The 14,199-nt window shown below is 76.2% G+C and carries 13 protein-coding genes and 1 pseudogene; 6 read left to right on the top strand and 8 right to left on the bottom strand.

All coding sequences use genetic code 11. The features are described from left to right. Positions 1-125: 125 nt before the first annotated feature. Entirely contained in the window at positions 126-992 is an 867-nt protein-coding gene (locus EDJALFJO_RS18055; protein ID WP_088287704.1) for a PHP domain-containing protein, read from the bottom strand. A 92-nt stretch (positions 993-1,084) separates the two neighbouring features. On the opposite strand from EDJALFJO_RS18055, the gene EDJALFJO_RS18050 reads away from it, so the two are divergent. The 3 genes from EDJALFJO_RS18050 (at position 1,085) to EDJALFJO_RS18040 (ending at position 4,335) form a co-directional block, all read left to right on the top strand. Next, positions 1,085-3,085 (top strand): ATP-binding cassette domain-containing protein, encoded by a 2,001-nt coding sequence (locus EDJALFJO_RS18050; RefSeq protein WP_143448638.1) that lies wholly within the window; start codon positions 1,085-1,087, stop codon positions 3,083-3,085. A 127-nt stretch (positions 3,086-3,212) separates the two neighbouring features. Beyond that, entirely contained in the window at positions 3,213-3,884 is a 672-nt protein-coding gene (locus tag EDJALFJO_RS18045) for a carbon monoxide dehydrogenase subunit G (RefSeq protein ID WP_088287702.1), read from the top strand. A 175-nt stretch (positions 3,885-4,059) separates the two neighbouring features. Then, positions 4,060-4,335, top strand: coding sequence for a hypothetical protein (locus tag EDJALFJO_RS18040; protein ID WP_143448637.1), 276 nt, complete (start codon positions 4,060-4,062; stop codon positions 4,333-4,335). Between the two features lie 7 nt (positions 4,336-4,342). Here EDJALFJO_RS18040 and EDJALFJO_RS36485 read toward each other — a convergent pair. After that, a pseudogene (locus EDJALFJO_RS36485) lies at positions 4,343-5,069 on the bottom strand (NAD(P)-dependent alcohol dehydrogenase); the annotation flags it as partial. A 1-nt stretch (position 5,070) separates the two neighbouring features. Continuing rightward, positions 5,071-5,317: alcohol dehydrogenase catalytic domain-containing protein (locus tag EDJALFJO_RS36480; protein WP_369812553.1), on the bottom strand; the 247-nt coding region annotated here is incomplete at its 3' end. A gap of 179 nt (positions 5,318-5,496) precedes the next feature. On the opposite strand from EDJALFJO_RS36480, the gene EDJALFJO_RS18030 reads away from it, so the two are divergent. Next, a complete protein-coding gene (locus EDJALFJO_RS18030) occupies positions 5,497-6,009 on the top strand; it encodes an NUDIX domain-containing protein (protein WP_158220472.1) in 513 nt (170 codons plus the stop codon). 113 nt (positions 6,010-6,122) lie between these two features. Then, positions 6,123-8,597, top strand: a complete 2,475-nt coding sequence (locus EDJALFJO_RS18025) for an ATP-binding domain-containing protein (protein ID WP_233149931.1) — start codon at positions 6,123-6,125, stop codon at positions 8,595-8,597. 79 nt (positions 8,598-8,676) lie between these two features. Here the strand turns inward: EDJALFJO_RS18025 and EDJALFJO_RS18020 are convergent, their stop codons facing one another. The 4 genes from EDJALFJO_RS18020 to EDJALFJO_RS18005 form a co-directional block, all read right to left on the bottom strand. After that, on the bottom strand, positions 8,677-8,970 hold the full coding sequence (locus EDJALFJO_RS18020; protein WP_088287698.1) for a hypothetical protein: 294 nt from the start codon (positions 8,968-8,970) through the stop codon (positions 8,677-8,679). 96 nt (positions 8,971-9,066) lie between these two features. Continuing rightward, entirely contained in the window at positions 9,067-10,086 is a 1,020-nt protein-coding gene (locus EDJALFJO_RS18015; RefSeq protein ID WP_233149930.1) for an NAD(P)/FAD-dependent oxidoreductase, read from the bottom strand. A 61-nt stretch (positions 10,087-10,147) separates the two neighbouring features. Further along, positions 10,148-10,681, bottom strand: coding sequence for an isoprenylcysteine carboxyl methyltransferase family protein (locus EDJALFJO_RS18010; RefSeq protein ID WP_088287697.1), 534 nt, complete (start codon positions 10,679-10,681; stop codon positions 10,148-10,150). A 51-nt stretch (positions 10,682-10,732) separates the two neighbouring features. Continuing rightward, complete coding sequence (locus tag EDJALFJO_RS18005; protein WP_088287696.1) at positions 10,733-11,800, bottom strand: type III polyketide synthase; 1,068 nt, start codon at positions 11,798-11,800, stop codon at positions 10,733-10,735. A 175-nt stretch (positions 11,801-11,975) separates the two neighbouring features. Between EDJALFJO_RS18005 and EDJALFJO_RS18000 the strand changes: the two genes are divergently transcribed. Then, positions 11,976-13,376 (top strand): WD40 repeat domain-containing protein, encoded by a 1,401-nt coding sequence (locus EDJALFJO_RS18000; RefSeq protein ID WP_088287695.1) that lies wholly within the window; start codon positions 11,976-11,978, stop codon positions 13,374-13,376. A gap of 9 nt (positions 13,377-13,385) precedes the next feature. Here EDJALFJO_RS18000 and EDJALFJO_RS17995 read toward each other — a convergent pair whose 3' ends face one another. Further along, positions 13,386-14,081 carry a hypothetical protein gene (locus EDJALFJO_RS17995; protein WP_088287694.1) on the bottom strand — a complete coding sequence of 232 codons (696 nt, stop codon included), beginning with the start codon at positions 14,079-14,081 and terminating at the stop codon, positions 13,386-13,388. Between the last annotated feature and the right edge of the window lie 118 nt (positions 14,082-14,199).

The raw sequence follows: 14,199 nt of genomic DNA, 5'->3' as shown, positions 1-14,199 counted from the left end.
GTGGCCGACGGCGCGCGGCTGCGTGGCCGCGATACGGAGAAACACCCGCGAAGTTGTCACGTCGTGCCAGGGAATGGTCCGGAATCGCGCCCGCGGCCCCCGTGGATGTGCGCCGGGCGGCTCCGTCAGCCGCGGCCCCACGGGGCGCGCGGGTCCCGCCGGGGCCGGAACCCGACGGCCGCGGCGAGCGCCGCGGCGTCCGCGAAGCCCCGCGCGACGTCGTCCGGCCGGTGCGCGTCGCTCGCGAAGGTGACCTCGGCCCCGCCGCACTCGTGCCACCAGCGCAGCACCTGGGCGGCGAGCGGCACGACCGTGTTCAGCTCGAGGGCCCGGCCGGAGGCTGCGAGCGCCGTGAGCACCTCGCGGAACTCGGCCTCGAAGGGGAACGGGTCGTACGGGTCGGTGCTGAACGTCGACCAGGCCCGGACCGGGTAGTCGACGTGCGCGAGGACGGCGACCGGCGCGGTCGACGACGCGAGCCGGTGCGCCTCCTCCAGGTACGCGCGCATCGCGGCGTCGCACCCGCGCTCGTGCATGAGGGCATGGATGTCCGCGGCGGCGCCCCGCGCGGTGAGCGAGTGCAGCGAGCCGAGGAGCCGGTCGAAGCGGCCACCGGCGAGCAGGTCGGCCACGGCGTCCGGGTGCCAGTGCGGCTCGCTGATCTCCAGCCCGGTGAGGATCGTCAGGCCCGGGAACCGCCTCCGGCAGTGCTCGACGGCGGCGAGGTATCCCTCGACGTCGAGCGGCGGGGCCCGCAGCACGAGGTCGTCACCCGCGTGGGCCGAGATGTGCGCCGGCAGGACGGTCAGCTCGTACGGCTCGAGGACGACGTCCGTGAGGTCGACGTGCTCGGTGAAGGCGACGAACGGCAGCCCGATCCCGACGGCACGCTCGCAGGTCGCCGCCATGTCGCCCTCGAGGGTGTCCCAGGAGAACTGGGAGTGGACGTGCGAGTCGCCCGGCAGCCGCGGTCGTTCCGCCGTTCCGGTCATGGCTGACACGGTACGGCGCCCTCATGGGTGTTCCTTGCGCCGTCGACACGCTACTTTGCCATCGAACATTGGTCAGATCACAGGAGGTGGGCGTGCCCGCGCGTGTGTCGGAGCCCCTCGACGCGGACGCCGCCGTCGGCGGGTCCGTCGGGCTGCGCACCGTCCGTGCACGCACCCGGGCCGCGGAGCCCGCCCGCAGCTGGCCGCAGGTCGGCGTCGACCTGCTCCGCGACCTGCGGCCCCGCCCCGCCGCCGCACCGAGGAGCCCCGTGCCGCACGACACCGCCACCGCGACCCCGTCGAGCGGCCTCCTCGCGGCGGACCGGCCCGTCGCGCCGCACCGCGCCGCGGCCCCGCCGCCGGCCCTCGTGTGCTCCGCGGTCGGCGCCCGCTACCGCAACCGGCGGACGCCGACGATCTCCGGCATCGACCTCGTGCTGCCGGCGCAGGGCGTGCTCGCCGTCGTCGGCCCGTCCGGCTCGGGCAAGTCCACCCTGTGCGCCGCGATCCTCGGCGAGGTCGAGGACGTCTCCGGCCACGTCCTCGTCGACGGCGTCGCGATCCTCGAGACGCCGGACCTCGCCCCGCGCCTGGTGAGCTTCGTGCCGCAGCGCGACGCCCTCCACAACGAGCTGACGCCGCGGCAGGCGCTCGGCCTCACCGCCGACCTGCGCCTCGCACCGTCCGTGCCGAAGGCCGAGCGGGAGCGCCGCGTCGCCGAGGTGCTCGGCCTGCTCGAGCTCGCCTCGCACGCCGACCGGCGGATCGGCCAGCTCTCCGGCGGCCAGCGCAAGCGGGTCGCCGTCGCCATGGAGCTGCTGAGCAACCCGCGGCTGCTCATGCTCGACGAGCCGACGTCCGGCCTCGACGAGGGCCTCGACCTCGTCATGATGCGGCTGCTGCGCCGGGTCGCGGACGACGGCCGCGGCGTCATCGTCGTCACCCACTCGACGGCGAACCTCAACCTCGCCGACGTCGTCCTCGCCCTCGACATCCACGGCAAGGTCGCGTTCAGCGGCCCGCCCGACGGGCTGCTCGAGGCCCTCGGGGTGACGACGTACGCCGAGGCGATGGCCGCGCTGCGGAACGGGACGGCGACCGCCGAGACCGTCGGCACCCCGGCCGCGCGACGGGACGACAGCCGCCCGGCGACCGACGGCGCGCGCGCCCGGTCCGCGGAGATCTCCGCCGCCGTCGCCCGGCGCACCCGGCGGGCCCCGGCCGGGACCGCCCCGGAGATCGGCCTCGTCCACACCTCGGCCGTCCTCACCCGGCGCGAGCTGACCCGGTTCGCCGCGAACCGGCTGACCCTGCTGCGCGGGCTGTTCGTGCTGCCCGTGCTCTCGTGCCTGCTCACCGCGTGGGCCGCCGACCGCGGGCTGGCCGGCACCCCCGACGACCCGAACCCCTGGCAGGGCGTGGCGCTGTCCGTCGTCGTCACGTGCACGACGTTCTTCGCGATGGCGATGTCGTTCGGCACGATCGTCGGCGACCGGGACGTCATCGAGCGTGAGTACCGGTGGGGCGTGCGGCCGGTGGCCGTCGTCCTCGCCAAGGCCCTCGCCCTCGCCGGGCCGGTGGCCTTCCAGTCGCTCGTGACCATGAGCCTGTACCTCGCGCTCCGGGACGGCCCCGAGCGGCCGCTCGACGTCGGCACCCCGCTGCTCGTCATGACCGGGTCGCTCATGATGCTCGGCCTCAGCTCGGCGGCCCTCGGCCTGCTCATCAGCGCCTCGTCGCGCACGCTCGAGCGGGCGATCCTGCTGCTCATGGGCAGCGTCGCGCTGCTCGTCGTGCTCAGCGGCCTGCTCATCCCGCTCGCGCACCCCGAGGGTCTCGGCGGGCACACGCTCGCACTCATCGCGCACACCACCCCGAGCCGCTGGGGGACCGCGGCGCTGGCGTCCTACGTCGGCTACGTCCCCGACCCGCTGCCCGGCATGGCACCGGGGGACACGAGCCTGCAGGACGCGCTCTGGGTGCACGACGTCGGGCACCTCACCGACGCGATCACGTCGATGGCGTCCCTCGGGGTGACCTACACGGTCGCCGCGATGTTCCTGCTGACCCGGCAGTGCGGCCGCCGCCGCTGACCTGACGGTCCGCTCCCCCGTCGCGTTGTCACACTTCGCCGACCACGGGGCCGGGTCCCGGCAGTAGCGTCGTGCCACCGACGTTCCTGCCCGTGCCGCGACGCGGGACACCAACCAGGGAGCAGCTGTGAAGGTCAGCGGAACCGCGACGCTCCACGCGTCCCCCGAGCGGGTCTACGCCGCGCTCAACGACCCGGCGGTCCTCGTCCGGACGATCCCCGGCTGCGAGCAGCTCGAGGCGGTCGGCGCCGACCGGTACCGGATGACCGTCACCGCGGGCGTCGCGAGCATCAAGGGCAGCTACCTCGGCGACGTCACCCTCTCCGACGGGACGCCGCCGTCCGCCTTCACCCTGAAGGCGTCCGGGTCGGGCGCGCCGGGCACGGTGAGCGCCGACGTCCGCGTGCACCTCGACGACCCGGGCGACGGGACGACGCTGCTGCGCTACGACGCGGACGCCGTCGTCGGCGGCGCGGTCGGCGGGGTCGGGCAGCGGGTGCTCACCGGAGTCGCTCGGAAGACCGCCGGGGAGTTCTTCGCGGCCGTCGACGCCCTGCTCGCCGCGGGTGGTCCGGCCGCCCTGCCCGCGCCCGGGTCCGAACCGGTCTCCGCGGCCGGCCTGCTGCCGGCCGCGCCGCCGTCCACCGCCGCGCCCGCGGTCTTCACCCGGCCGGCGGTCCCCGCGACCGGCGGGGTGCCGCTCGACGTGCGCTACCAGCTCGGCGGGGTGGCGGTCGGCGCCGCGATCGCGCTCGCCGGGGTCTGGCTCGGCTACCGGATCGCCCGCCGGCGCGGCTGACCGGCGAGGGAACGATCGCGCCGTGCGACGAACCGGGCATTTCGCCACCGGCGAACGCGGATTCACCCGGACGGCCCCTCATAGCCCGCGGGACCCCGGTCGATAACGCGCCTATGTCGACCGCTCGGACCCCGGTATGAGGGACCCGGGCAGACCGGAGGAAGGAGGATCGGCGATGAACGTCACCAGTGTGGGTGCCACCCCGGCGCCGCTTCCGGCCCCGCTCCCCGTCCAGCGACCCGTCGCCCCGCAGAACGCGCCGGACGCCGGGTCCCGGGAGGCGTCCCGGCATCCGGCGCAGGCGCGCAAGCCGGAGCCCGAACCCGTGCGCCTGCCACCGCTCAAGCCGGTCTCGACGCAGGAGTTCCGGGTCATGCTCGGGGCCCTGCCGCCGAGCGCGCTGAGCCGGGCGAACGCCGACGCGGGCGCCGCGCTCGACCTGTACGCCTGACCGCCGCTCACCCGTTCGGGCGGACGACGAGCTTGCCCCGGACGGCGCCGGCCCCCGTGCGGGCCAGGGCCTCGGGCAGCCGTTCCAGCGCGAGCACCTCCTCGACGACCGGGCGCAGCGCGCCGCTCACGGCCAGCGCCGCCACCCGCGCGGTCTCGGCCGCCCCGGTCCGCACGGCCAGCATCCCGACGCGGCCGCCGGTGAACGGGCCGGCCAGCGCGAGCGGCACGACGACCCGGAGCCGGCCGCCGACCGCGCGGTAGCGCCCGCCCGGGGCCACGACCGCCGCGACGCGGCGCGGCCCGCGGGTCGCCACCATGTCCAGGACCAGGTCCCAGCGCCGCCCCGACGCCGCGAAGTCGCTGACCCGGTGATCGAGCACCTCGTGGGCACCGAGGGCGGTCAGCCACTCGAGCTTCCCCGCGTTGTCGACCGCCGTCACGTGCGCGCCCGCTGCCAGCGCCACCTGCAGTGCGAGGGTCCCGGACCCGCCGCCCGCCCCGTTGAGCAGCACCCGCTGCCCCGCCGAGACGCCGGCCGTCCCCTGGACCGCGATCGCTCCCGCCTGCGGCAGGCAGGCGGCCGCCTCGTCGCCCAGCCCGGACGGGACCGGGGTGCACAGCGCGGCCGGCAGGCAGGCCAGCTCGGCGAAGCCGCACGGCCGCATGACGACGTCGGCCATCACGCGCTGCCCGACCGCCAGGTCGCCGCCCGCGCCGCCGCCCGCCCCGACGNCCCCGACGCCCTCGCCGAGCCGGACGACCTGCCCGACGACGTCCGACCCCAGGACCCGCCGGCCGGCCCGGGGCCGGCGCAGCCCGGCCAGCCGCGCGTAGGCCGGGCTGCCGGTGAGGTACTCCCAGTCCGAGAGGTTCACCGAGCAGGCGGTCACGCGGACGAGCACCTCGCCCCGGCCGGGCTCGGGCGCGGGCACGTCCGCGAGGCGCAGCCGCTCGGGCCCGCCGTACCTGTCGTAGACCATCGCGCGCACGGTCGACCTCCTCGTCCCGCCCGGCAGACCCGGTCGGCGTCCCGACGGACGCCCGACCCACATCCCAGCGGACGCCGCCCGCGCCGCGCACTCCTGCTGGCCCCAGTGGTCCGCCCGGGTGCTCCGCCCGCAGCCTGCGACCGACCCGCCGCGCGTGCGACGATGCCGCGGTGACCGACGAAGCGGGGCGCGCCGCGCATGCCGCGCCGGTCCGCCTCGGGGCGGCCCCGACCATCCGGGTGGCCAACAAGGCGCTCATCATCCGTGACGGCCGACTGCTCGTGACCGTCAACTCGGGGGACTTCCCCACCTTCTACCTCTGCCCGGGCGGCGGTCAGGACCACGGCGAGGACGCCCACGCAGGGCTGCGCCGGGAATGCCGTGAGGAGATCGGCTGCGACGTGGTCGTGGGTGAGCTCGCCTTCCTGCGTGACTACATCGGCGCCGACCACGAGTTCGCCGAGCACGACGGCTGGTTCCACCAACGGGAGGCGTTCTTCTTCTGCGACCTCGCCCCGGGTGCCGAGCCGCGGTTCGACGGCGTCGGGGACCTCCACCAGACGGGGATCGCCTGGGTCGCGCTGGACGGACTGGATCGTGAGCCGCTGTGGCCGAAGGCGGTCGCGCACTGGCTGACGACCCCGCAGGGCGACCGCCCCCGGTACCTGGGCAACGTGAACTGACGAGCTCCGGTGCGTGCACCGGCCCCGGTGGGCCGCCCGGGTGCTCCTACCGCCCCCGCCGTCGCGCTCCGGCGGCCCGTCGCCCATACTTGGATGCCGCTGTTCCGCGGTCCGTGCGGTCGCACCGCCCGGGCCGCTCCGGCTCCGACGCCCCCGGGGAGGACGCGCTGAGCACCGCAGACCTGCACCGCGACCTCGACCGCGAGGCGACCCGGGAGCAGGCGTACGTCGACCGGCTGTACGACCACCTCGACGGGCTCCGCGAGCGCACGGCGCGCTCGCTGGAGCAGGTCCGGCGCGCCCCCGTCGTCCCGACGCCCGGCGGCCGCGCCGAGCGGGACGCCTTCGACGCCCTCCACACCGAGCGGCTCCGCCAGCTCGGTGCCGTCGAGGAGCGGCTCGCCTTCGGGCGCCTGGACCTGCGCACCGGCGAGAGCCGGTACGTCGGCCGGATCGGGCTGTCGGACGACGACCGGGCTCAGCTCCTCCTCGACTGGCGGGCGCCGGCGGCGTCCGCCTTCTACCAGGCGACCGCCGCCCAGCCGCAGGACGTCGTCCGGCGCCGGCACATCGCGCTGCGCGGCCGGACCGTCAGCGGTCTCGACGACGAGGTCCTCGACGCCGAGGGCCTCGAGGAGGCCGTCGCCGCCGGGGCCGACCTCGCGACGATCACCGGCGAGGGCGCGCTGATGTCGGCGCTCACGGCGCACCGCACGGGCCGGATGAAGGACATCGTCGCGACGCTGCAGTCCGAGCAGGACCGGGTCGTCCGGGCGCCGCTCGCCGGGGTGCTCGTCGTCCAGGGCGGGCCGGGGACCGGCAAGACCGCCGTCGCGCTGCACCGCGCCGCCTACCTGCTCTACACGCACCGGGACCGGATCGCCCGCAGCGGTGTCCTCGTCGTCGGCCCCAGCCCGGTCTTCCTGCGGTACATCGAGCAGGTCCTGCCGAGCCTCGGCGAGACCGGGGTCGTCCTGTCGACCCCGGGGCAGCTGTTCCCGGGCGTCGACGCGACCGGCCGGGACCGTGCCGACGTCGCCGTCGTCAAGGGCGACCTGCGGATGGCCGAGGTCGTCAAGGCTGCGGTCCGGCGGCGGCAGCGGCGGCTCGTCCGGCCGGTGCCGCTCGACGTCGACGGGGACGTCGTGGAGCTGCGCCCGCGCGTCGTCGCCGACGCCCGCGGCCGGGCCCGGCAGTCCGGCAAGCCGCACAACGAGGCCCGGGTCACCTTCGTCCGGCACCTGCTCGACGACCTCGCCGGCCAGCTCGCGACCGCCCGCGGGGTCGGCGGCGAGGCCGAGGAGCGCGGTGCGCTGCTCGAGGAGCTGCGCACCCACGCGGACGTCCGGCGCGAGGTCAACCTGCTGTGGCTGCCGCTGTCGGCGACCGGCGTCGTCACCGAGCTGCTCACCCGCCCCGACCGGCTCGCGCTCGCCGCCGACGGGATCCTCTCCGAGCGCGAGCAGGCCCTGCTGCTGCGCGGGCCGCTCGCGCCGTGGACGCCCGGGGACGTCCCGCTGCTCGACGAGGCCGCCGAGCTGCTCGGCGCCGACGTCGCGGTGACCGACGCCGCCCGGCGGGCCGCGGCGATGGCCGCCACCGAGCGCGCCGAGGCGCTCGAGTTCGCCAAGCAGGTGCTCGGCACCGCCGGCGAGGCCGCCGAGATGCTCACGCCCGAGATGCTCGCCGACCGGTTCGCCGGCGGCCCGGGCGTCGGCCCGCTCGCCGACCGCGCCCGCGACGACCGCACGTGGGCGTTCGGGCACGCCGTCGTCGACGAGGCCCAGGAGCTCTCGCCGATGCAGTGGCGGCTGCTCGCGCGGCGGGTCCCGTCGCGCTCGATGACCGTCGTCGGGGACGTGGCGCAGACCGGCTCCGCGGCCGGGACGACGTCCTGGGCCGAGGTCCTCGACGACCACATCGGCGCCGACCGCTGGGTGCTCGAGCAGCTCACCGTGAACTACCGGACGCCGGCCCGGGTCATGGCGGTCGCGACCGCGCTGCTCGAGGCGTACGGGATCAAGGTCGCCCCGCCGAACGCAGCGCGCGAGGGCGACCACGACCCGCTCGCCGTCCTGCTGCCGTCGCGGGAGGCGGACGCCGTCGTCGCGTCGGCGTCGCACGCGGTACGGGCGGACGACGCGGTGCTCGACGGCGGCCGGTTCGCCGTCGTCGTCCCGCGCGAAGGCTACGAGGCTTTCCCGGCCGCGTTGCGGGCACTGCTCGCAGGGCCGCTCGCCGACCGGGTCGAGGTCGTCACCGTCGACGAGGCCAAGGGTCTGGAGTACGACGGCGTGACGGTCGTCGACCCCGCCGCGGTCGTCGCCCAGTCGGCGCGCGGGGTCAACGACCTCTACGTCGCGCTGACCCGCCCCACCCAGCGGCTCACCGTCCTCCACCACGGCGACCTGCCGCCGGGGCTCGACGGGCTCGTGCCGGCGGCGGGCACGGCCGCGGCGGGCTCCAACGGCTCCAACGGCTCCAACGGCTCCACGAACGGCTCGCGCAGTGCGTCACGCACCGGCGCGCCGGCGCCCCGCGCCGCCGAGCCCGAGCCGCCCGAGCAGCACCGGGACACGCTCTTCTGAGCGCTGATCCGCAGTCGTCGACCGGATCCCGGGCGCCGACCGCGGATCGGGTCGACTCGTCGGGATCACCGGTCGCGGCTCACAGGCCCCAGTGGTGGTGCGGCAGGTGCAGCGCCCGGCTGATCGCCGTGAGCTGGTCGGTGTGCAGGAGCACCCGGCCGGCCTCCTGGCCGCCGGCCCGCAGCCGGGCCCAGAGGTAGCCGAAGGTCGGCGAGCCCTCGAGGACGATCTCGGCGAGGACGCCCGCAGGCGACCCCAGGCCCACGTCGGACGTCGAGACGCTGGTCGTCGAGAGGCGCTCGTTGATCTCGGCGACCTGGTCCAGGTTCATCGTGTGCGTCGTCCGCGGGACGGCGTGGCTGTGCAGACTCACCGCACCACTGTCGGCATCCGGGACGCGTACCCCTGAGACCTTCGTCCCGGATCCCGCCGGACGGCCCCGTGCAGGGCGCCGGGTGATCGTTCACACCTACCCGAGCTGGTCGACGATCCCCCGGAAGACCCGCGGCAGCCGGGACGCCGCGGGCACGATCGCCCGCCGCAGCGCCGGCCGCTGCGCGGCCCGCAGCAGCCCGCCGGTGAGCACCCGGTACCGCCGTGTCGTCCGCCGCCACGCGGCCTCGTAGTCCTGCGGCCGGTCCGCGACGAGGCAGGCGACGAGCTCGCGGGCGCACGCGAGGCCGACCGAGATCCCCTCGCCGGTGAGCGCGTCGACGTACCCGGCCGCGTCCCCGACGAGCAGCACCCGGCCCTGCACCCGGCGGGCCGCCGTCCGGCGCAGCGGCCCGGCGCCGCGGACGTCGGACGCCGGTTCCGCGCCCGCGAGACGATCGGCGAGCGCCGGGAAGCGGGCGAGCCAGGTGTCGTACGACCCGCCGCCCGGGCACAGGACCGCGACCCCGACGAGGTCCTCGGCGACCGGGGTCACGTAGGCCTCGGCGTCGTCGGCCCAGTGCACCTCGACGAGGTCGCTCCACGGGGCGACCCGGTAGTGCCGGCGAAGCCCGTACCGGACGGCGCCGCGGGCCGGGACGTCGAGCCCGAGCGCGCGCCGCACGGGCGAGTGCAGGCCGTCGGCCGCGACGAACCAGCGGGCCCGGACCCCGGCCGCCTCGACCCAGCCGGGGCCGGTCACCGGGGGCGCGGCGTTCGCCCGGACCCGCTTGACCCCCAGCGCGTCGGCGCGGGCGCCGAGCGCGGCCGACAGCGTCGTCCGCCGGACGCCGAGGCCGGGGCCCGCGGAGAACAGCGCGGTGGCCTCGCGGCCGCGGGCGAGGTAGCGGATGCCACGGAACTCGACGCCGTCCGGCTCGACGCCGAGCCGGTGCAGCGACGTCCGCGCGGCCGGCATGAGCCCCTCGCCGCACGCCTTGTCGACCGGGCCCTCGCGGCGCTCGACGAGCGCGACGGACATGCCGGCGCGCGCGGCCTCGACCGCGGTGCCCAGGCCGATCGGCCCGCCACCGACGACGAGCAGGTCGACGTCCACCCGGCCATCGTCGCCGCCCGCGGGCCGCGCGGCGACCGGTGGCAGCTCGCCCGCGGTCCGGTCAGTGGTCCGGTCCGCCGGCCGCGGTCGCCAGCGCGGCGTTCTCGACCCGGATCCGGACGACGAGCAGGGCGGCGTTCGCCACCGTGAAGACGAGCGCCGTGACCCACGCCGTGTGCACGAGCGGCAGCGCGACGATCTCCGCGACGACCGCGACGTAGTTCGGGTGGCTGAGCCACCGGTACGGCCCGCGGGTCACGAGCGGCAGCCCGGGGACGACGAGCACGCGGGTGTTCCACTGGTTGCCCAGGCTCGTGATGCACCACCAGCGCAGCGCGTGCGCGGCGCCGAGGACGGCGAGCATGGGCCAGCCCAGCCACGGCAGGAACGGCCGGTCGGCGAGCGGCACCTCGACGAGGCAGCCGACGAGGAACGCGCTGTGGAGCAGCACCATGACCGGGTAGTGCCGGGCGCCGAACTCGACGCCGCCGGCCGCGCGGGCCCACGCGAGGTGCCGCTGCGCGACCGCGAGCTCGACGAGCCGGGCGGCCACGACGAGCAGCACGAGGGCGACGTACCAGACCTGGCTGCTCACGCCCGGCACGCTAGCGGCGATCAGCGCACGCCGCAGCGCACGGGCCGGCGCTCAGCCCTCGAGCAGCACCAGCTCGGCGCAGAACCCGGGCCCCATCGCCAGCAGCACCCCGGTGGTCCCGGGCGCGAGCCCGCCCTCGGCGAGGGTCCCCTGCAGCACGTGGAGCACGGACGACGAGGAGAGGTTGCCGATCGCGGCGAGGCTGCGGCGGGTCACGTCGAGCGCTCCGGGGTCGACCTCGAGCGCCCGGACGATCGCCTCGATCACCTTGGGCCCGCCCGGGTGCGCGACCCAGGTCGCGACGTCCGCGACCGCGACCCCGTGCCCCCCGAGGAAGGCGTCGACGTCGTCGCGCAGGTACTTCTCGACGACGTCGGCCACGGTCGCGGCGAGGACGATCCGGAACCCGCTGCCCCCGATGTCCCAGCCCATGACCCGCTCGGTGTCCGGGTACATCCGGCTGCGGGTGTCGACCACGCGCGGCCCGGAGCCGGCGAGCGGGTGCTGCGCGCCGACCATGACGACGGCCGCCGCACCGTCCCCGAACAGGCCGGTGGCGACGAGGTTCGCCGTCGAGTCGTCGTCCCGCTGGAAGGTCAGCGAGCACAGCTCGACGGACAGCAGCACGGCGACGCCGTCCGGGTGCCCGACGAGGTAGTCGTGCAGCCGGGCGATCCCGGCGGCCCCGGCGACGCAGCCGAGCCCGAACACCGGCACCCGCTTGACGTCGTCCCGCAGGCCGAGCCGGGCGACGAGCCGCGCGTCGATGCTCGGGGCCGCGATCCCGGTGACCGACGTCGAGACGATGAGGTCGACGTCGGACGGCGCGAGTCCGCACGCCGCGAGCGCGTCACCGATGCACCTCTCGCCGAGCGTCGTGCCGACCTCGATGAACGCGTCGTTCGCGGCCCCGAATCCGGAGAGCGTGAGGTACTCCTGAAGCGGCAGGGCCAGGTGCCGCGTGCTGACCCCGGCCGAGGCGTGCACCCGCCGCAGCAGCGCACGCTTCTCCGCCTTGGCGTCGTCGCGGAGCACGACCTCGGCGAGCACCTCCGTGATGTCCGCCTGGGCGTGGACGTTCCCCGGCAGGGCCCCGCGCACCGCAGCGATGGTCGACATCTCCTGACGGTACCTGCGCAGCCGCGAGACAGCCCTTCGAGCGCGGGGAACGTTCGCAGCCGTGCGGGGGAGGCAGGTCCCGTTCCGTCCACCCCGCCGGGCCGGTGATCATGGTCTACGACCTCGGGCCGGCCGGCGCGCGGCCGGCCCCGACCCGACAAGGACGTGTGGTCCCGTGACCGAGCCTGATCCGTGGGGGACGCCACCGCCTCCGACCGACACGTCGGGCGACGTCCGGCGGGTCGCGCGCAGCGCCCGGGCGCTGGAGCTGCGCAGGACCCTCGTGCAGGTCCTCACCTTCTGGGGCGCGTCGGCCGCGGTCGTGGCTGCCTCCATGATCCTGGAGCCGCCGCGGTCGAGTGTCCGTGCTGTCGTCGTCGCCGTCCTGGTGTGCTCTGCGATCGGGCTCTGCCACGCCGTGCTCGAAGTGGTCCGGGCGCGTAGGCCCGACCCGCGACAGAGCCGGGCCGCGCAGATCACAGGGCATCCCGGGCAGGGCTCGGTGGCCGCCGAGTTCCGCGAGTGGGCCCTCCCCGAACCGGTCGACGACGCCGTCGTCCTGCCGGGCGCACGGCAGGTGCTCCTGTCGTTCGCAGCGGCGTCGCACGGCATCGCGCTGTTCGATCTGGAGTCAGGGGAAGCACCCTGGGGCGCCTCCGGGCGAGGCGTGCTCCTCGGGGTCACCGAGCGAGGCGTGGTCAGCCTCGCCGACGGCAAGGACACGGTGGTCGTGGACGCTGTGACGGGCGGGACGATCGGGCGTCTCCCACCGCCGGTGGGTCGGGGAGCCGCCAAGGGGGCCGTCGTCGACCTGCGCCCGGACCTGCGGCAGCGACTGCTCGTCGGGAGCACGTTCGTCCATGCGGTCGGCCCGGACGGCGAGACGCACTTCGTCGTCGGCAAGGTCGTCGACCAGGCGCCCCGCGCCCAGGGCTTCTACGTCGACGACGAGCAGGTCCTCGTGCTCGCCGGCGGGGACCCCGCGCTGCGCGACGCACGCACCGGCGAGGTGCGCACGACTCTGCGCGTGACGACCCCGGGACGTCGCGGCCCGCTCGCGACGTCGACCTGCGCGGCCCTGCCCGCTGCGGAAGGAGACGTCGTCACGGCGCACGTCACCGACGAGCCTTTCTGGGCGGGCCTGCGCGGCCTGCGGCCCGACCTGCGCCGGCACGTCTGCCGGTGGAGCCCCGGGGTCGAGGGACCACGCGTGCACCTCTCGGCGGCGCAGCACGACCTCGCCCCCTGTCCCCTCGTCGCGACACCGGACGGGCGGCTCGTGCTCTGGGTCGAGGGGCCCGGCGTCCGCCTGTGGGACCTCGCCCGGGGCAAGTGCGACGGGATGCTGCCGCACCAGGACCTGGTCACGGCCGTCGCCGTGTCGGACGACGCCCGCCGGGCAGCGACCGTCGTGGACGATGCCGTGCTCAGGATCTGGGACGTCGCGCGCCGCGAGACGGTCCTTGTCGCCGCGGTGCCACGCGTCGTCGACCTCCGGTTCGACGGGCCGGGCGACGCTCTGGTCGTCGTCGGGATCGCGTCCGCCCGCAGGTACCCGGTCCCGGCGACGGAGTGACGTCGTCCGTCAGTGCGCGACGTCGATGACGAGCCGCTCCGGACCCGTGAGGTGCATGACCTTGAAGCCGGCCTTGTGGTCGAGGCCGACCCCGAACGTCAGCACCGCCTCGAAGTCGCCGGCGTCGGCGACCTCCTTGAGGTTCGGCAGGCCCGGGGCCACCCGTGCCGGACCGCCGTAGGTCTGCAGCGGGGTCGTGTCGCTCGTCTGGAAGGCGTTGTTCCGGGTCGCGCCCTGGATGCTCACCGCAAGGACGGCGCCGCCCGCGACCTCGACCGGGTCGCCGGTCGGGTCCTCGGTGAGGCTGTCGACGTACTGCACCTGGTACCCGCCGAAGGGTCCCGTGAAGTCGAGGACGAGGCGGTCGTAGGTGCCGCGGTCTGACCAGCGGATGTTGGCCAGGACGGCGGCCGGGGCCGTCGGGCCGGCCGGGTCGGTCACCGGGTCGGTGCCGGTCGGTGCCGGTTCGGCGGGCGCGGCGTCGGGCGCCGGGGTGCCGTCGGCGGTGCCGGTCTCGTCGCCCGCGGCGGTCCCACTGTCGGTCGTCGGCTCGGGCCCGGCGGACGTGGTGCCGCCGTCCGCCCCGGGGGTCGTCGTCACGCCGGTCACGCTATCCGAGCCGCCGCCCCCGCACCCGGAGATCAACAGCGCCGCCGCGCCGAGCGCGACGAGCATGGTGCCGGTTCGGGTCCGCAGGGTCGTCATGGCAGGCCTCCTGGCTCGTGCCGTCCCGCCCGCCGTCGGCAGGGGGACGGACCGATGACGCGCCGCCCGCCGCGCCGGTTGTCCGGCCCGGCACGATACATGTGGGAACCGCCCGTAC

Origin of the sequence: Kineosporia sp. A_224, assembly GCF_002198655.1 — a bacterium.
In the GTDB taxonomy this organism is placed as follows: Bacteria; Actinomycetota; Actinomycetes; order Actinomycetales; family Kineosporiaceae; genus R-H-3.
The sequence above is the reverse complement of the archived record's forward strand: the minus strand, read 5'-3'. Positions and strand labels throughout refer to the sequence as shown.